This window comes from Pollutimonas harenae (genome assembly GCF_004153685.1).
In the GTDB taxonomy this organism is placed as follows: Bacteria; Pseudomonadota; Gammaproteobacteria; order Burkholderiales; family Burkholderiaceae_B; genus Pusillimonas_C; species Pusillimonas_C harenae.
Genome location: NZ_SDQD01000003.1, coordinates 425,458 through 442,737, shown reverse-complemented (window position 1 = coordinate 442,737; position 17,280 = coordinate 425,458). Strand labels below are relative to the sequence as shown.

Here is a 17,280-nt window from a genome sequence, read left to right as displayed (position 1 = left end):
GAGATTTCTGTGTTTTCAGATGCCCGCCTGACCAATTTCATCGCGAACACGCTGGCTTTGCTGGCTGTGCTCGCTTTGATTGCGGGCATCGTCATGTGGGTGGCGCAGCGACCTTATTTTGCGATCGCCAAAATTCAGATAGAGCCCATGCAATCGGATGCCTTCAATTATGTGACGGCGGCGGGCGTGCAGGCAACGATTGCGGGGCGCGTGGCGGGTAATTTCTTTTCCGTCAATCTCGATGACACCAGGCATCTGATTGAAACCGTGCCCTGGGTGCGCCATGCACAAGTGCGTCGTGTATGGCCGGATTCCCTGCGTATCCGAATAGAAGAACAGCAGCCGCTGGCTCTGTGGAATGAGAACCAGATGATCAACACCTGGGGTGAATCCTTTACCGCCAATCAGGGACAACTGGCCGATGATGCCAGATTGCCCCAGTTGAACGGGCCGAACCGCTCCGAGCGGCTGGTGGTGCAGCGCTATGCCGAGTTGGCACGTTGGTTTGCCCCACTTAGCTTGAGCGTACAGGAAGTGACGCTGAGCCCGCGTTACGCCTGGGAAGTAAAGCTTTCCGATGGTGTGCATCTTAGTCTGGGCCGGGATCCGGCCGCCGATGTGGCCGACCCACACGGTCGTTCGGGTGCTTTGCCGTTCGCTGCCCGCATAGAGCGCTTTGTGCAGGCGTGGCCCAAATTGAATGGACGGCTGGATGGCCGTGTCATCAGCAGTGCAGATTTACGTTATCCCAACGGTTTTGCTATTACGTTGGCCCCTGTTTCCAATATCTCTTCGAAGTAAAAGACTATGACCCGTGACATCAAAGACCTGATCGTTGCACTCGATATCGGCACCAGCAAAGTGGTGGCGGTAGTAGCCGAGATATTGCCGGAAGGACGTTTCGAAGTGCTGGGCCTGGGCCAGCACGAATCCCAGGGTATGCGCAAGGGGGTGGTGGTCAATATCGAATCGACCGTCAATTCCATACAGCGCGCCCTGGAAGAAGCCGAATTGATGGCTGACTGCAAGATCCGCGAAGTCTATACCGGTATTGCTGGTAGCCATATCACCAGTTTCAATTCCAGCGGCATGGTGGCCGTCAAGGACAAAGAGGTGACGGCTACAGACGTCGCCCGCGTCATTGAAACGGCCAAGGCTGTCAATATTCCCACCGATCAGCAAGTGCTGCATGTGCTGACGCAGGAATTCATCGTGGATTCGCAAGAAGACATACGCGAACCCATAGGCATGAGTGGACTGCGCCTTGAAGTCAGGGTGCATATCGTGACGGGAGCCGTCAGCGCGGCACAGAATATCGTCAAGTGCGTACGTCGCTGTGGCCTTGAAGTACAGGATTTGATTCTGCAGCCTCTGGCATCCAGCCTTGCCTGCCTGACCTCCGACGAAAAAGAACTGGGCGTGGTCCTGGTGGATATAGGCGGTGGCACCACCGATGTAGCCATCTTTACCGGCGGCGCCATCCGCCATACCGCCGTGGTGCCCATTGCGGGCGACCAGATCACCAGCGATATCGCTGCCATGCTGCGCACACCCACGCCGGACGCGGAAGAGATCAAGCTGCGCTTTGGCATTGCCAAGCAGGTTCTGGCCAGTGCGGATGAACACATTGAAGTGCCCGGTCTGGGCGACCGGCCGAACCGTCAGGTCAAGCGTCAGGCGCTGGGCGCCGTCATAGAGCCGCGCATAGAAGAGCTGTTTACTTTTGTGCAGCAAATTGTGCGCGAATCAGGCTACGAGGACTTGCTGGCGTCAGGCGTTGTACTGACCGGCGGGACTGCATTGATGCCAGGCATTGTGGAGCTGGCAGAAGACGTATTTTTGAAACCGGTGCGTGTGGCCGTGCCCGACTACGAAGGCAGTCTGGCCGATGTCATGCACAATCCGCGTTTTTCCACTGTGATGGGCTTGCTGTCCGAAGCCCGCCTGCAACGCGCCCGGGGGCGCAAGGTAGCCCAGCAAAAAGGTAGCGTCAAGACCTTGCTGGCGCGCATGAAGGAGTGGTTCATGAATTAGGGCGAGGTGGCCCTGATGGGTGGGCAATATAAGCCCATTCCCGGAGAAGTCTCAAATCAGGTGCGAGTCAACAGGCTGGCATTTCCTTTGAGATGATTCCGAACAAAAAGTAGTACTGGGGAAATTTTTTTGTATTTATCGCTTTTCTGGAAATGTGAGGGAGTCAATCATGATGAATTTTGAGATGCTCGATACCAGCTCGAATGGTACTGTCATTAAAGTAGTGGGTGTAGGCGGAGCGGGGGGCAATGCTGTCGCCCACATGATCCGTTCCGGTGTCCACGGTGTGGATTTCATCTGCGCCAATACCGATGCCCAGGCGCTGGCCACGAGCGAGGCGCCGGTGCAAATTCGTTTGGGGCGTACCGGTCTGGGTGCAGGTGCCCGACCCGAGCAAGGCCGTGCAGCGGCCGAAACCGCACGTGAAGAAATTCGCGCAGCCCTGACGGGTGCCAATATGGTGTTCATTACTGCCGGTATGGGTGGCGGTACGGGTACTGGAGCTGGTCCGGTGGTGGCCGAGGTGGCCAAGGAACTGGGGATATTGACCGTAGGTGTTGTGACCAAGCCTTTTATGTTCGAGGGTGGCAAGCGCCTGAAGATGGCTGAAGACGGTATTTCCGAGCTGTCCAAGCATGTGCATTCGCTGATCGTGGTGCTGAACGAAAACCTGTACGACCTGATGGACGATGATGCGACCCAGGACGATTGCTTCAAGGCCGCCGACGACGTGCTACATAATGCTTGCGCCGGTATTGCCGAAATCATCAACGTCGAAGGCAATGTGAACGTCGACTTCGAAGACGTCAAGACCATTATGGGTGAGCAGGGTCAGGCCATGATGGGAACATCGATTGCCGCAGGTGCTGATCGTGCTCGCGTTGCAGCTGAGCGTGCTATTGCATGCCCCTTGCTCGAAGGTGTCGATTTGCATGGTGCACGCGGCATGCTGGTCAACATCACAGCCAGCCGTACACTGAAAATGCGCGAAACCCGCGAAATCATGGATACCATCCGCAGCTACGCCGCAGACGATGCAACCATTGTTTTCGGTACAGCCTATGATGAGAATATGGGCGAGAATCTTCGCGTGACCGTAGTGGCAACCGGCCTTGGCCGTCCGGCCGCACAGCGTCCTCAGCTGGTGCCTAACGCTGCCGAGGAGCTGCGCACCGGTACCGACAACATGCCTGTTACCGGCTATGACTATGGCAACTCGGATGTTCCCGCTGTAATACGCAATCCGCGCAGCCAGGCTTCGGCCCAGGTGCGCGCCCTGGAAACGGCTGGCATGGACCACTTTGATATTCCGGCTTTCCTTCGCAAACAGGCTGACTGATGCTGGGCTGCAAGGCCTGGTAACCGTCAAGATGATCTCTCTCATGCCTGGTCTGGCTTTATAAGGCCAGTACCCGATAGACGCATGACTCCTTTCCCCAGGGGTCATGCGTCGTTGCGCCGTTATATCAGCGTATTAGATAAGAATGTTCCTGAGCTTTATGAAGTTACTTGAAACATAATTGGAATATAAGTGCTTATGGTTAACCCTCAATTCGGTTAAACTGTCGTATCCGTAACGCTAGGGCAAATTGCCCCTGCCTACTTTTACTTAAAAATATGTTACGTCAACGCACTATTCAGAAAACTATCAGTACCAAAGGGGTGGGCTTACATTCGGGCCGCCGGGTCGAAATCACCCTGCGCCCAGCCGCACCCAATACAGGTATTGTGTTTCATCGCGTTGACCTTCCTGAGGTGGTTGATCTGCCCGCGCAAGCTGATCAGGTGGGCAATACCCGCATGGCGTCGGTCTTGCAGCAGGGTAATGTGCGCGTTTCGACGGTAGAGCACTTGATGTCGGCTCTCGCAGGCCTGGGTATTGATAATCTTCATATCGACCTGACCGCCGAAGAAGTCCCCATTATGGATGGCAGCGCCGGTACATTTGTGTATCTGTTGCGCTCGGCCGGCCTCGAAGAGCAGGCAGCTCCCAAGAAGTTCCTGCGAGTCTTGAAAACCATTGAAGTTACCGAAGGTGAAGGCGACGACTTGAAGTGGGCCCGTCTTGAGCCCTACGACGGCTTTGCCTTGTCGTTCGCCATTGATTTTCATCATCCTGCCATCGACTCCACGGCCAATTTTGCCGAGGTCGATTTTGCAAACGACTCGTACGTCAAAACGATTGCGCGCGCGCGTACCTTTGGCTTTGCCAGCGAAGTCGAGGCCTTGCGTGCTGCCGGCCTGGCTCGTGGCGGCAGTCTCGACAACGCTATCGTGATGGACGAATACCGGGTCCTGAACTCCGACGGCCTGCGCTATGATGATGAGTTCGTCAAGCACAAGATTCTCGACGCTATCGGCGACCTCTACCTGATCGGCAAGCCACTGGTTGCTCGTTATGTCGCCTGCAAGTCAGGACACGGGCTAAACAACCAACTGGCCCGTACCTTGCTTGCGCAGCAAGACGCCTGGGAAATCGTCACCTACGAGTCGGCAGCTACTGCCCCCAAGGCTTTTGTGCAAGAATGGAAATTCGCCTGACTTCATAGGCAAATCATTCACCTGCTATGGCTGGTGATGCCTGAGCAGCCGTTGTACGGCATCGGCCAACGGTCCGGGCTGCAATTCGCTATATAGCGTTTCAAAGGCTTTCAGAGCGACATCATCCAAAGGAATCACTTCCCTGGGTGCTGTTTTTGTCTGGGTTTTACTCAAGCCAGCTTGAACCTTCACGCTGATTTGGTTAAGGTTCCAACCGCTGCTGTTCAAGCGCTGGATGATCCGGGGTGCGAGCTGCCGAAGTTTCGCAGCATAGGCTGCACCGGGAACTGCCAGCGTAACTTGTTGTCTTTCTATACGGGCCACTTTGCATACCTCCGCCAAGGCAGGGGGAAGGGCCTGTGCTGCCGCCTGTTCCAGGGCAATCAGTTCTCGTGCTGTCGTCAATACCTGTGAGCCGCGAAGATCGTCGCTCAGCCAACTGACCGCCAGGGTGGCGGTAGTGGCTTCTTGAGATGCTTGAGGACGACGTCTGGACATGTGCAGGTGTTTTTGAATATTTAACGTGAGAAAGTGCTTTATGCAGAATCAGTCTGTCGATTCTACCGCCAAAGGGCCAACAAAAGGCATTGTCATGGCTTTGCTGGTAGTGTGCGCCATGGGCGCATCGGCGATGGCAGGCGCATGGGTGCAATCCCAGCGCAGCGTGCGGCCGGTATTGTCGGCTCAGCAAGAGCGGGTTATTTCTGAGCAAGTGCTGCGTGATTCAGCCTATGTGCGTCAGAACGTCAATCAGCTGGCCAGCAAAGTGGGTGATCTGCAAGCCAAAATCATCGCGATGGGCGGTCTAAGCAAACGGGTGGCCGAAGTGGCCGGCGTATCTTATACCGATCCCGAAGTGCAGGCCACCATAGAGCAAGCCAGTATGGCGCCCGTGATGGACGATATCACTTCCGAGTATGGTGCTTCATGGTCGGCCGAGGGTCTGGGGCGTGAGCTCGACATGATGACTCAGCAGCTTTCCGAGCAAAAAGATTGGTTTGCCATGCTGGATTTGGTCCTGACCAAACGAACGGGCGTGGAAGCCAGCTTGCCGACCTATACGCCCGTCAACTATCCCTACCTGAGCTCTTCCTTCGGATGGCGCCGCAATCCGGTCACAGGTCGCCACACCATGCACGAAGGTCTTGATTTTGCCGCGCCCAAAGGGACTCCTATCCATGCCGCATCAGGTGGCGTAGTGACGCAGGCCCGTTACGCAAGCGGTTATGGCAAGCTGATAGAAATCAGTCATGGCAACGGTTTGGTCACACGCTATGCGCATGCTTCCTCGTTCAATGTAAAGGTGGGTGATTTGGTCGAAAAGGGCCAGCTCATTGGGCGGGTGGGTTCTACCGGAAGGTCTACCGGTTCGCATCTGCATTTCGAAGTTCGCATGGCCGGGCACCCTCTTGATCCCACCTTGTTTCTGGCCAGGCAACAAGAGCCGAAGCAGCTCGTGACGGATGCCTCGGGGGCGACGCAAGCTGTCACCGCTAAGGTGCGTTAAACTGTATCGTTTTCCTGCGGATTTTTCCGCCAACCCATACAGACAGGCATGCGAGCTTGCGCTATTTTGCGGTAGGTTTGCATTGATGAAACAAGAATGGTTTCTCTGCTAAAAAAGCTTATTGGTAGTCGTAACGACCGCTTACTCAAACAGTATCGCAAACAGGTGGTGCAAATTAATGCGCTTGAGCCTGGCATGGAGTCGCTCTCCGACGAAGAGCTGGCGGCAAAAACCACTGAGTTTCGTCAGCGCGTGGCCGATGGCACGTCGCTCGATGACCTTCTGCCCGAGGCATTTGCCGTCGTGCGCGAAGCCAGCAAGCGTGTTTTCGGCATGCGGCATTTCGATGTCCAGATGCTGGGCGCCATTTCCCTGCACAATGGCAAAATCGCTGAAATGCGTACGGGTGAAGGCAAGACGCTGATGGCCACCCTGGCGGTTTATCTGAACGCCCTTGCCGGCAAGGGCGTTCACGTGGTTACCGTCAACGACTACCTGGCACGGCGCGATGCCGAGTGGATGGGCAGGCTTTATTCTTTCCTGGGCATGACAACAGGTGTCGTTGTGCCACAGCAGGACAACGAAGAAAAAAAGGCCGCTTACCAGGCCGATATCACCTACGGTACCAATAACGAATACGGCTTTGACTATCTGCGCGACAACATGGAGTATCGCGCCGAAGATCGCCGCCAGCGGCCGCTTTTCTATGCCATTGTTGACGAGGTTGACTCCATTCTGATCGACGAGGCGCGTACGCCACTCATCATTTCCGGTCAGGCCGAAGACAATACCGATTTGTATGTGCGCATGAATGCGGTGCCGCCGTTGCTGACACGCATGGCTGAAGAGCCCAAGCCGCACGAGCCCGAACCTGAAGGCGATTTCTGGGTTGACGAAAAAGCCCAGCAAGTGCATTTGTCTGAAGCCGGGCAAATCAAGGCCGAAGAGGTTTTGGCACAAGTGGGCATATTGCCCGAGGGTGAGTCCTTGTACGACCCGCGCCATATCTCATTGGTCCATCACCTGATGGTGTCCTTGCGCGCGCACAATCTGTTCTCTCTTGACCAGCAGTATGTGGTTCAAGATGACGAAATTGTCATCGTTGATGAGTTCACAGGCCGCCTGATGGCGGGCCGGCGCTGGTCCGATGGCCTGCATCAGGCGGTCGAGGCCAAGGAAGGTGTCAAGATCCAGAACGAAAACCAGACGCTGGCTTCCATTACCTTCCAGAATTACTTCCGTATGTATAGCAAGCTGGCCGGCATGACCGGTACGGCCGACACCGAAGCCTATGAGTTTCAGTCCATCTATGGCCTCGAAACCGTCATTATTCCTACCAATCGTCCCATGGCACGGGATGACCAGAATGATCAGGTCTTCAAGACTGATGCCGAAAAGTACAACGCCATACTGGCCGACATCAAAGACTGCCACGAACGTGGGCAGCCAGTGCTTGTGGGGACGACCAGCATCGAAAACTCCGAGTTGTTGTCAGGCATGCTGAACAAGGTCAAGCTTCCGCACTCCGTGCTCAACGCCAAGCAGCATGCACGCGAAGCCGAAATCGTCGCAGAAGCCGGTAAGCCGGGTCACATCACCATCGCCACCAACATGGCCGGCCGTGGTACTGATATTGTGCTGGGCGGCAGTGTCGAGAAACAGGTCGATCTGCTGCGCGCCGACGACACGCTGTCCACAGAGGAAAAAGAAGCACGTATTGCCACGGTCAAGTCTGAATGGGCGCCAGCCAACGAAGCCGTCAAGGCAGCCGGCGGCTTGCGCATCATAGGCACCGAGCGGCATGAATCCCGTCGTATCGATAACCAGTTGCGTGGCCGCGCTGGCCGTCAGGGCGACCCCGGTTCGTCGCGCTTCTACTTGTCGCTCGAAGATTCGCTGATGCGCATCTTTGCCGGTGATCGTGTGCGAGCCATCATGGAACGTTTGCGCCTGCCGGAAGGCGAGCCCATCGAAGCAAAAATGGTGTCCCGCTCCATTGAATCGGCGCAACGTAAGGTCGAGGCGCGCAACTTCGATATCCGCAAGCAATTGCTCGAGTACGACGACGTATCCAATGACCAGCGCAAAGTGCTCTACGCACAGCGCAACGAAGTGCTGGAATCGACCGATGTATCAGAAACCATTGCGAACTTGCGCAATGCCGCTTTGAGCGACCAGTTCCGGTCTTATGTTCCTGAAGGCACCATGGAAGAGCAGTGGGACGTGCCGGGCCTGCAGTCGGCGCTTGAGGCCGAGTGGCAGATTACGCTGCCGCTGGCCGACATGCTCGAAAAAGAAACCGCGCTGACCGACGACGATTTGCTCGACCGAGTCCTCGAAGAGGGACGGCGCCTGTATCAGGTCAAGGTCGAGCTCGTTGGCCAGGAAGGCTGGGCCCCGTTCGAGCGTTCCATGCTGTTGCAATCCATTGATACGCACTGGCGCAACCATTTGTCGGCGCTCGATCATCTGCGCCAGGGTATCCATTTGCGCGGTTACGCGCAAAAAGATCCTAAGCAGGAATACAAACGCGAGGCGTTTGAGCTCTTTTCTGCCATGCTTGACCGCGTGCGTGACGAGGTCATACGGGTACTCATGACCGTCCGCATCCAGTCGCCCGAGCAGGTCGAAGTCGAACAAACTGAGCCCAAACTGGATAACGTGACGTATCACCATTCCGACTACGATGCGGCGCTAAGCGGCGAAGATCCCGGCCTGGACCAAGCTGCCGCCGGAGCGCAGTCGGCAGCAGGCTTACCCAAAGTGGGTCGTAACGATGCCTGCCCCTGCGGCAGCGGCAAAAAGTACAAGCATTGTCACGGCAAGCTGGCCTAGCTCGATGCTGTCCGGCACCTGGCGTTTATAGCGGCAGCCTAGATCAGGAAGACAGTCGCCAAACCCAGGAAGACGAAGAATCCAAGTGAGTCGGTAGCGAAAGTCAGTAGCACCGACGACCCCATGGCGGGGTCCTTGCCAAAGCGGTCGCGCAGCATGGGTATCAGTACACCCAGCGCCGCACCGATCAGCATATTGCAGATCATTGCCGCCATCATGACGGCGGCAATGGCCAGCGAACCCGAAATGGCCCATGCAAAAGCGGCAGCCACCACACTACCGCACAGACCCACCAGAAAAGTAACGCTCATTTCACGCTTGACCAGCTGCCATGCGTTCGAACCGGTCACGCGCCCCACAGCCAGAGCCCGGATGATCATGGTCATGGTCTGGTTGCCGGAATTGCCGCCTATGCCTGCGACGATGGACATCAGGAAGGCAAGGATGACGATGTGACTGACGGTGTCTTCGAAGCGGGAGGCGATCAGCGATGCCGTTGCGGCAGTGCAGAGGTTGACAAACAACCACGGTGCCCGGTTGCGCAGGGCGTCCATCACTGGTGCAAAAATATCTTCTTCCTGCAGACCGGCTCGTGAAAGGGCCTGCTCTTGGGAGTCTTCCTGAATCACGTCAACCACTTCAGCAATCGTGACTCGGCCGATCAGACGCCCTTGATCGTCGGTGACGGGTGCTGAGACCAAGTCATAACGCTCGAAGGCGCCGGCGGCGTCGGCATCGGAATCGAGTGGGTTCAAGGTCAGGTAGTCGGTGGTCATGACCTTGGAGACCAGGTTGTCGGGCTCGCGCACCAGTAAGGTGGACAATTGCAGCGTACCCTGAAGCTTGTCGTCACGATCAACCACGAATATCTGGTCGGTATGATCGGGCAGCTCTTGCAAACGACGCAAATAGCGCAGCACAACCTCCAGCGTCACGTCTTCCCGCACACGAACCATTTCGAAGTCCATGATGGCGCCCACCGTGTCTTCGGGGTAGCCCATGGCTTCCAGCAACTGCGCCCGTTCTTCGTCGGTCAGGCCTTTCTGGACCTCGGCGATGACGTCGGCGGGCAGGTCGGCGGCCAGGTCGGCGATTTCGTCGGCATCCATGGTGCCAGTGGCGGCCACCAGATCCTGGTGGTCCATGGATTCGATCAGGGATTCGCGTGCCCAGTCGTCGATTTCCAGCAGCACATCGGCGTCGTGCTCGGCGCTGACCAACTGCCAGACCGCCTGTCGCTCTTGTACGGGCAGTGATTCGAGGATGAAAGCAATATCAGAGGGATGGAGATCGTTGATGATCGCTCTGATTTCGTTTTCGTGCTGCCGGTGCAGCAAGCCTTCGAGCAGGTTGGAACGGCTATCTTCTTCGTATTGGCGGAGCGCCAGGGCTTCGACGACCTCTTGCCGTCTCAGAATGGACTGGAGCCTTTGCAAGGCAAGCTGTGCGTCTTCGGGATCAAGGCGGCGCGGGATGGTGATCGGCTCGCTTTCAGCCTGAACTGAGGAATCAGACATAGGCTACCTTGATGTTAAACAGGTGGAAGAGGGCGGCGTTTGCGTTGGTCATCGGTGGCAACATAAGTCAGTATGGCCTCGGTGACTTTGACGACTTCGAGCTCCAGGCGTTGTCGTTCGGCATAGACCTCGACCGACACGGTAATGGACGTAGTGCCGACTTTCACGATTTCGGCATAGAAACTGAGCAGGTCGCCCACGAATACAGGCTGCTTGAAGGTGAATGCGTTGACGGCGATCGTGGCTACGCGCCCGGCGGCGCGGCGAGTGGCTGGAATGGAGCCGGCAATATCCACCTGCGCCATGATCCAGCCTCCGAAGACGTCGCCATGAATGTTGGCGTCGGAGGGTTGTGGCATGACGCGCAGAACGGCATGCCGTTCTGGTGGCGGTAAAACAGTGGGGGTGCTGTTGGTGCTCAAGGAAACTGCTCCGGAAATAGGGCTTAGCGTGTAGGGTTGGCCAGCCATTGTGTGGCCAGTTCGACCCAGTAGCTGGCCCCGAGGGGAATCAGGTCGTCGTTGAAGTCGTAGCTTCCGTTATGCAGCATGCATGGGCCCAGGCCGTGACCTTGGTCACGGTGATCGCCCTGGCCGTTGCCTATCCAGACATAGCATCCAGGCACTTCCTTGAGCATGAAAGCAAAGTCTTCTGCACCCATGGAGGGCTGTATGCTTTGGTCTACCTGAGCGTCGCCGACTATGCCCTTGAGCACGTCGGCGCAAAAAGCTGCCTCACGGTCGTGGTTGATGGTAGGGGGATAGCGACGCAGAAAGGTAAAACGGGCCTGGCAATCGAGCGCACGGCTGGTGTGCTCGGTAATGTCGCGCATGCGGTTTTCGATAAGATCGAGATTGTGATCGGAAAACGTGCGTACCGTGCCGCGCAGCGTGGCGTCATTGGGAATGACGTTGTCGGCCGACCCGGTGTGAATTTGGGTAATGCTGATGACGGCGGGGTCCAGCGGATTGCGATTACGGGTGACGATGGTTTGCAGGCTTTGTGCCAGTTGTACGGCTGCCATGACTGGGTCTACGCCAAGGTGCGGCATGGCGCCATGGGCCCCTTTGCCTTCCAGAACTATCTCGAAGGTATTGCTCGAAGCCATGATAGGGCCTCCGACTACGCCGAAAGTGCCTACCTCCATACCGGGCCAGTTATGCATGCCAAAGACGGCATCCATGGGGAAGAGCTTGAATAGCCCGTCGTCTATCATGGCTTTGGCGCCGCCCTGGCCTTCTTCGGCAGGCTGGAAAATAACGTGAACCGTACCCTCGAAGTCCCGGTGTTCGGCCAGGTAGCGTGCAGCTGCCAGCAGCATGGCCGTGTGGCCGTCATGACCGCAAGCGTGCATCTTTCCGGGATGCTGGCTGGCATGCTCGAAGGTATTGGCTTCTTGCATGGGCAAGGCGTCCATGTCGGCGCGCAGGCCCACCGCCTTGCCATTTTGTTTTTTGCCATGGATAGTACCGACCACGCCGGTGATGCCCAGCCCACGGTGTACTGTAATTCCCCAGGATTCAAGCGTCTTGGCCACGACATCGGCGGTACGGACCTCTTCGTAGGCTAGTTCCGGATGAGCATGGATATCGCGTCTTATGGCGGTGATTTCCGGTTTCCAGCCTACTATGGCTTCAGCGAGTTTCATGCTTGTGTCTCCTGTTATTGCTGTTGTTGATTCAGTCTTTTTTCAGGTGCGGCTGGATCATGGCATCGAGTGCCGGGGCGGTATGGGTATTGCCTGCATAGACATAACCCTTGATGGGCCACGGAGTACGGTGGTACATGTCTTCGCAAATACCGCCCGCTTCGCGCACAATGACCGTGCCTGCTGCAACATCCCAGGGCGCAAGCCCCATTTCCCAGTAACCATCGTAGCGTCCGCAAGCCACCCACGCCAGGTCGAGCGCCGCGGCACCCAGGCGTCTTACACCACGTGTGGTGTTGATGGCTTCATGCAGCGTGGGCATATACTGGTCTGAAAACGAAAAGTCACGGAAAGGAAAGCCAGAGCCTAGTACGGACTCGGAGAGCAGTTCAGTTTGCGAGCAATTGATGCGATGCCCATTCAGCCAGGCTCCTACGCCATGCATGGCGGTAAACATTTCTTCGCGGTTGGGATCGTATACAACACCGATTACCGGAGTGTCCTGAGTCAGCGGTGTATCGTTGACCAGCGTGCCTTCGTGCGCAATGAGGGCAATCGACACGGCATACTGTGGAATGCCATGCAGGAAGTTGGTGGTGCCATCCAGGGGATCTATATACCAAGTGGCTGCACCGGAGGTTTGTCCGCCGCTTTCTTCAGCAACAATGCCCAGATCTGGCGTACGTTCGCGCAAAATTTCGATGACTGCTTGCTCGGCTTCGCGATCAGCTTGCGACACCAGATCGTTGCGGTTTTTCTTGTCTATGATGAGTTCGGCCCGATTATGTGAATAGGCTTGCAGGATGGCGGCTGCTGCGTGCGCCGCAGTGACTGCTGCATCGAGACAGTCGCTAAGAGGTAGACGAGTTGATGGCATGCTGTAAAGACCTTGGTCAACAAGAGCGGACTTGCTCTATCACGTATCATTGTACGTGATGGTATCCCATATTTTCAGAAGCAAAATGTATGTCCAGCAACTATGAGCCGCTGATTCCGGCAGTATCGGCTTTCAATGAGCGTGGCGTGCCCGTCAGCATCGATTTCAACGACGTCTATCACCCGGAATGGGGGGCGCTGGAGCAGGCCAGGCGTGTCTTCATACGTGGTACCAATCTTATTGATCGTTGGCGAAACCAAGACAGCTTTACTGTTTGCGAAACTGGCTTTGGCCTGGGGCATAACTTCCTGGCCTTATGGCAGGCCTGGCGCGACGATCCGCACAGGCCGACACGGCTGCATATGGTGTCGTTCGAGCTGCATCCCTTTACCAGGCGCGATCTGGAGCTTTTATGGCAAAACCTGCCCGAGTCTGAGCGTAGGCTGGCGGCACAGCTAGTGCAGGCCTGGCCGCCTTTGCTGCCGGGCCTGCACCGACTGGAATTCGAAGGGGGAGCCTTGACCCTGACCCTGGCGTTTGGGTCAGTAGAGCGCCTCGCCCGGCAAGTTTCTGCTCGGGTCGATGCTTATTTTTTGGATGGTTTCGCTCCCCGGGTCAATCCCGAAATGTGGTCGCGTCATTTATTTGGACAGTTGGTGCGCATGGCCAATGCAGGGGCCACAGCGGCCAGTTGGTGCTGCGCCGGAGAAATGCGCCGAGGCTTGCGCGATGCTGGCTTTCTGGTGTCCAAAGTCCCTGGGTTTGGCGGCAAGCGCGAAATAACAGTGGCCACTTTGCGTCCTGGTATGGGCCAGCAACGCATTCAGGCGCCGACTGGCAGCAAGATCGTGGTGGTAGGGGGCGGACTGGCTGGTGCCGGTGTGGCTCAGGCCCTGATGCTGCGCGGTCATGAGGTTGAGGTTCTGGACCCGGTATTCGCCCAGGGGCTGGGGGGCAGTCATAAAGGACATATTGCCGCAGCGCTGACTCCCGTCATCAGTCGTGATGATGATATCCGGGCGAGACTGAGCCGGGCTGGTGTGTTGCGTGCCTTGCAGCGTTGGCAAGGTTTGCCTGAGCCTGCCCGGCCACGGCGTTGCGGGACGCTGGAGCTGGCGCGGGATGCACAACATGCCGCTGAGCGCCTGCTTGCCGTGAATGAGCTTGGGTTTCCGTCTGACTGGGTGCGCTGGGTGGAGGCCGATGAGGCCAGAGCATTGACCGGGGTTGGATCGAACAGGGGGGGATTGTGGTTTGCCGATGGGCAGCTTGTGCAGCCCGAGCCTTTGCTGCATGCCTTGTTCAGCCTGCCCGGGTTATACTGTACGGATCAGTTGGTCGGCAGTGTACATGCTGGCCCAGCCGAACAATGGATGGTTTGCGACAAGCACGGACAAGTACTGGCCAGCGCGCCCAATGTGGTACTGGCCAACGCCTGGCATGCTTCAGGCTTGCTGAGCGGCATGGCTGATGTGCCTGGCTTGCCCAAACTAAGAGCCATATACAGGTTAGGGGGGCAAGTCAGCAATTTTGCCGCCGGCTCATTTGGTGAACTGAAGGCCATTGTTGCCGGCGAGGGCTATTGTCTTCCGGCTGTAGGCAAGCAGTGTGTAGGTGGCAGTACTTATACGGTTGATCCAGCAGTCAGCCAAATCACAACACAAGGACATCAAGAGGTCATGAGCAAGATAGCGACCTTGTTGAGTGTGCCAAGCGGCCGCTCGAATTCGATGCCGGCGGCGATGGGTGGTTGGGCTGGTTGGCGCGCTGCAGTCACCGATCGCTTGCCAGTGATAGGTCCGGTCAGTGCGGCTCCCGGTTTGTGGATGGCTTGCGCTTTCGGGTCACGCGGACTCAGCTGGGCCGCTTTGGCGGGTGATGTCATTGCTGCCCAGCTCCATGGTGAGCCTGTGCCGTTGGAGCGCGAATTACTGCAAAAAATTGCCCCGCGCTGATGCTTTTCATCGTTCTTAAAGGTGCATAAACCCGTGCGATTTTATTTTATAGCTCAAATCCGTCAAAATAATGGCTTTTGAATGCTTATTGGGCGTAAGCCCCAAGGATTGCGCTGTGCCGCCCAAGTCTGACTTTGCTCACGTGACGCAACTAGTTGCCCTGAATTTCCTCGCCTCAAAGTCGACAAGAGCCGACTTTGCGGTAGATCAAACCAGCTTGCAGCTTCAAATAGAAGCGCATGCTCCGGGGGTCTATCGTTTGCGATGTGCCCCAGCCAGTGCACTAAACCCCGAAAAACCCAGTGCCCGGGCACGAGCTCATGCCGAAATGCTGTTGGCGCGACAGGAGCCGGTTGGCGAGCTTGCCGTCAGTTCAATTGCTGAACCGCCGGCCAGCGGCTGGCGAATTCAGCAGGGTGATACGACGCTTGAGCTGACTCAGTCTCCCTTGCAGCTTGCCGTATACCGCGGCGACGACTGTATCTTGACCTCCCCCGAGGGTTCGCTGACGTACGACAGTACTGAAACTCTCTGGCGCTTGAGTTTCGATCTGGATGGCGACGATGCCCTGCATGGCACCGGATCCACGGCAGGCGAGCTGAATCAGCGCGGCACGGTTTCAGTGTCGGACAAACCCGAGGCGCCGGCACTGCCCATGATCTGGAGCACCAAGGGTTGGGGGCTTTATTTCAATACGATGGCGCGTGTCGAGCACGACATGGGTCATAGCGACCCCGATCTATACCAGGCGTCGATGTATGGCAGCGTGTTCGATGCATTCCTGTTCGTCGGTGATCCTTCCGAAATCCTGAATCAATATACAGCCCTCACTGGCCGGGCCGGGCAACCCAGTCTCTGGCCTATGGGGGTGTGGCTGGACCAGGCTCCTGGCCAGTCCTCCGACGATATCCTGGCTGTTGTGCAAACATTCCGCGACCAACAATGGGGGCTGGATGCCGTTTGTCTAGGAGCGCCTGCCGTATACGGGTTTCAGGCAGATAAGCCTGTTTTCGAGTGGGATGCCGCCCGGGTTCCTGATGCGCGTGATCTTTTCTCCCGTGCCCAGGCACTGAATATTCAACTTGCGGCGCCTTCCTTCCCCGGTGTGCTCAGCGATACCGATATGTTCGCCGAATGGGAGGATCGAGGCTGGTTGCTGATCGATGATGACGGCAATGCGCACATTTTTGACGGCAACGACGTCACAGGCGGCAAGCCGTTCGGCTTGCTCGACCTGACCCACAAAGACGTATACAAGCTCTGGTCTGAGCGGCAACGCCAGGTGTTTGATGACGGTCTGGGCGCACCCGTATGTGATGCGCAATTCAACATTCCTGACGGCATTACCGCTCGTGGCGGAGAATCAGGCGCCGTGTTGCGCACAATATATCCGCTGCTGGCCCGACAAGCCTTGTTTGATGCCGTAGCCGGACATAAAACCCCCCAGGAAGGCGTGGTCATCAGTGCAGACCTCTTTCCTTCTGCGCAGCGCTTTGCCTGGCAACGCGGCCCGCGGACCGGGAACGACTGGGCGGCCTTCGAACACAGCCTGCGGACAGCGTTGTCGTTGGGTGATAGTGGCGTCACGGTACAAACCCACACGCTCGGCTCGGCTGTTCATCCGGTCGAGGGTATGTCACCAGAGCTATACATACGCTGGCTGGCTGCCAACGTTTTTTCGGCTAACTTCAGCTTCCAGGCGCTGCCAGCCTTGTTGCCCAGTGCGTTTGATGCTGCAACCCAGGAGCTCGTTCAGCACTGGCTGCAATGGCGCTACCGCCTGGTTCCTTATGTTCTGGGTATCATCGAAGACGCCGTGCGATCGGGTTTGCCGGTACAGCGCTCAATGGCGCTGGCTTTCCCCTCCGACCCGCTTGCTCAAGTCTGGGACACGCAATATATGCTGGGTCCCGCGCTGCTGGTGGCTCCCGTGCTGAAGCCTGGCAAGCAGGTGCAGGTGTATCTGCCCGAAGGCGATGCCTGGTGGGATCTGAATACGGGCTGGCGCTACGAAGGCGGCACCACCTGGACGGTTGAAGCCGGTCTCGATACGCTGCCCTTGTTTGGCCGCGAAGGTCATATGCTTTGCCTGGGGCCCACAGCTCAGCATACGGGTGATTTCAATTCGGCCCGCATCCTCGATGAGGTCTGGATGTTCGGCATGCCCGAACACAGCCCCGTAGTCATGCGTAACAAGATTCGTGTCATGCAGATGCAGGGATCAAGCTATATAAAAGGGCTGGAGGGGCTGCGTATCCTGCCGTCCGAAGGGCTGGAAGTAAAGCGCCGTGGCGCCGAGGTGCGTATTTCAAGGGCGCGCTAATACGCTGCTTGAATTGCCAAGCCAGAAAGAAAGGGTGTGGTTC

Annotated in this window: 13 protein-coding genes; 8 read left to right on the top strand and 5 right to left on the bottom strand. The window is 57.0% G+C overall.

The window, feature by feature from the left end; translation table 11 throughout:
• Window positions 1-9: 9 nt before the first annotated feature.
• The 4 genes from ERD84_RS14725 to lpxC all read left to right on the top strand — a co-directional run bounded on the left by ERD84_RS14725 (window position 10) and on the right by lpxC (window position 4,575).
• Window positions 10-801, top strand: a complete 792-nt coding sequence (locus ERD84_RS14725; protein WP_130040415.1) for a cell division protein FtsQ/DivIB — start codon at window positions 10-12, stop codon at window positions 799-801.
• A gap of 6 nt (window positions 802-807) precedes the next feature.
• Window positions 808-2,034, top strand: a complete 1,227-nt coding sequence (gene ftsA, locus ERD84_RS14720; protein ID WP_130040414.1) for a cell division protein FtsA — start codon at window positions 808-810, stop codon at window positions 2,032-2,034.
• 169 nt (window positions 2,035-2,203) lie between these two features.
• Window positions 2,204-3,373: a cell division protein FtsZ gene (gene ftsZ / locus ERD84_RS14715; protein WP_130040413.1), complete on the top strand. Its 1,170-nt coding sequence runs from the start codon at window positions 2,204-2,206 to the stop codon at window positions 3,371-3,373.
• A 278-nt stretch (window positions 3,374-3,651) separates the two neighbouring features.
• Window positions 3,652-4,575, top strand: a complete 924-nt coding sequence (gene lpxC, locus ERD84_RS14710; protein ID WP_130040412.1) for a UDP-3-O-acyl-N-acetylglucosamine deacetylase — start codon at window positions 3,652-3,654, stop codon at window positions 4,573-4,575.
• A 24-nt stretch (window positions 4,576-4,599) separates the two neighbouring features.
• Here the strand turns inward: lpxC and ERD84_RS14705 are convergent, their stop codons facing one another.
• Window positions 4,600-5,073: a DciA family protein gene (locus tag ERD84_RS14705; protein ID WP_130040411.1), complete on the bottom strand. Its 474-nt coding sequence runs from the start codon at window positions 5,071-5,073 to the stop codon at window positions 4,600-4,602.
• A gap of 94 nt (window positions 5,074-5,167) precedes the next feature.
• Here ERD84_RS14705 and ERD84_RS14700 point away from each other — a divergent pair, with 94 nt between their 5' ends.
• Together ERD84_RS14700 and secA are read left to right on the top strand one after the other, a co-directional pair.
• A complete protein-coding gene (locus tag ERD84_RS14700; protein ID WP_130040410.1) occupies window positions 5,168-6,082 on the top strand; it encodes a M23 family metallopeptidase in 915 nt (304 codons plus the stop codon).
• A 96-nt stretch (window positions 6,083-6,178) separates the two neighbouring features.
• Window positions 6,179-8,917: a preprotein translocase subunit SecA gene (secA, locus tag ERD84_RS14695; protein ID WP_130040409.1), complete on the top strand. Its 2,739-nt coding sequence runs from the start codon at window positions 6,179-6,181 to the stop codon at window positions 8,915-8,917.
• Between the two features lie 38 nt (window positions 8,918-8,955).
• Here secA and mgtE read toward each other — a convergent pair whose 3' ends face one another.
• From mgtE to ERD84_RS14675, 4 genes are all read right to left on the bottom strand, one after another.
• The gene (gene mgtE / locus ERD84_RS14690; protein WP_130040408.1) at window positions 8,956-10,434 is read right to left on the bottom strand and encodes a magnesium transporter; all 1,479 of its coding nucleotides are present in this window, start codon (window positions 10,432-10,434) and stop codon (window positions 8,956-8,958) included.
• A 14-nt stretch (window positions 10,435-10,448) separates the two neighbouring features.
• Window positions 10,449-10,793 (bottom strand): acyl-CoA thioesterase, encoded by a 345-nt coding sequence (locus ERD84_RS14685; RefSeq protein WP_245150715.1) that lies wholly within the window; start codon window positions 10,791-10,793, stop codon window positions 10,449-10,451.
• 86 nt (window positions 10,794-10,879) lie between these two features.
• Complete coding sequence (locus ERD84_RS14680; RefSeq protein ID WP_130040406.1) at window positions 10,880-12,082, bottom strand: M20 aminoacylase family protein; 1,203 nt, start codon at window positions 12,080-12,082, stop codon at window positions 10,880-10,882.
• A 31-nt stretch (window positions 12,083-12,113) separates the two neighbouring features.
• Window positions 12,114-12,959: an inositol monophosphatase family protein gene (locus ERD84_RS14675; RefSeq protein ID WP_130040405.1), complete on the bottom strand. Its 846-nt coding sequence runs from the start codon at window positions 12,957-12,959 to the stop codon at window positions 12,114-12,116.
• 89 nt (window positions 12,960-13,048) lie between these two features.
• Here ERD84_RS14675 and mnmC point away from each other — a divergent pair, with 89 nt between their 5' ends.
• Together mnmC and ERD84_RS14665 are read left to right on the top strand one after the other, a co-directional pair.
• Window positions 13,049-14,914, top strand: coding sequence for a bifunctional tRNA (5-methylaminomethyl-2-thiouridine)(34)-methyltransferase MnmC2/FAD-dependent 5-carboxymethylaminomethyl-2-thiouridine(34) oxidoreductase MnmC1 (mnmC, locus tag ERD84_RS14670; protein ID WP_130040404.1), 1,866 nt, complete (start codon window positions 13,049-13,051; stop codon window positions 14,912-14,914).
• Between the two features lie 115 nt (window positions 14,915-15,029).
• Window positions 15,030-17,237: a glycoside hydrolase family 31 protein gene (locus ERD84_RS14665; protein WP_130040403.1), complete on the top strand. Its 2,208-nt coding sequence runs from the start codon at window positions 15,030-15,032 to the stop codon at window positions 17,235-17,237.
• The last annotated feature ends 43 nt before the right edge of the window (window positions 17,238-17,280 follow it).

Excerpts from the sequence above, each read along its gene's own strand:
- ftsA (WP_130040414.1), top strand. The coding sequence starts at position 808 with ATGACCCGTGACATCAAAGACCTGATCGTTGCACTCGATATCGGCACC.
- ftsZ (WP_130040413.1), top strand. The coding sequence starts at position 2,204 with ATGATGAATTTTGAGATGCTCGATACCAGCTCGAATGGTACTGTCATT.
- lpxC (WP_130040412.1), top strand. The coding sequence starts at position 3,652 with ATGTTACGTCAACGCACTATTCAGAAAACTATCAGTACCAAAGGGGTG.
- ERD84_RS14705 (WP_130040411.1), bottom strand. The coding sequence starts at position 5,073 with ATGTCCAGACGTCGTCCTCAAGCATCTCAAGAAGCCACTACCGCCACC.
- ERD84_RS14700 (WP_130040410.1), top strand. The coding sequence starts at position 5,168 with ATGGCTTTGCTGGTAGTGTGCGCCATGGGCGCATCGGCGATGGCAGGC.
- secA (WP_130040409.1), top strand. The coding sequence starts at position 6,179 with ATGGTTTCTCTGCTAAAAAAGCTTATTGGTAGTCGTAACGACCGCTTA.
- mgtE (WP_130040408.1), bottom strand. The coding sequence starts at position 10,434 with ATGTCTGATTCCTCAGTTCAGGCTGAAAGCGAGCCGATCACCATCCCG.
- ERD84_RS14685 (WP_245150715.1), bottom strand. The coding sequence starts at position 10,793 with ATGCCACAACCCTCCGACGCCAACATTCATGGCGACGTCTTCGGAGGC.
- ERD84_RS14680 (WP_130040406.1), bottom strand. The coding sequence starts at position 12,082 with ATGAAACTCGCTGAAGCCATAGTAGGCTGGAAACCGGAAATCACCGCC.
- ERD84_RS14675 (WP_130040405.1), bottom strand. The coding sequence starts at position 12,959 with ATGCCATCAACTCGTCTACCTCTTAGCGACTGTCTCGATGCAGCAGTC.
- mnmC (WP_130040404.1), top strand. The coding sequence starts at position 13,049 with ATGTCCAGCAACTATGAGCCGCTGATTCCGGCAGTATCGGCTTTCAAT.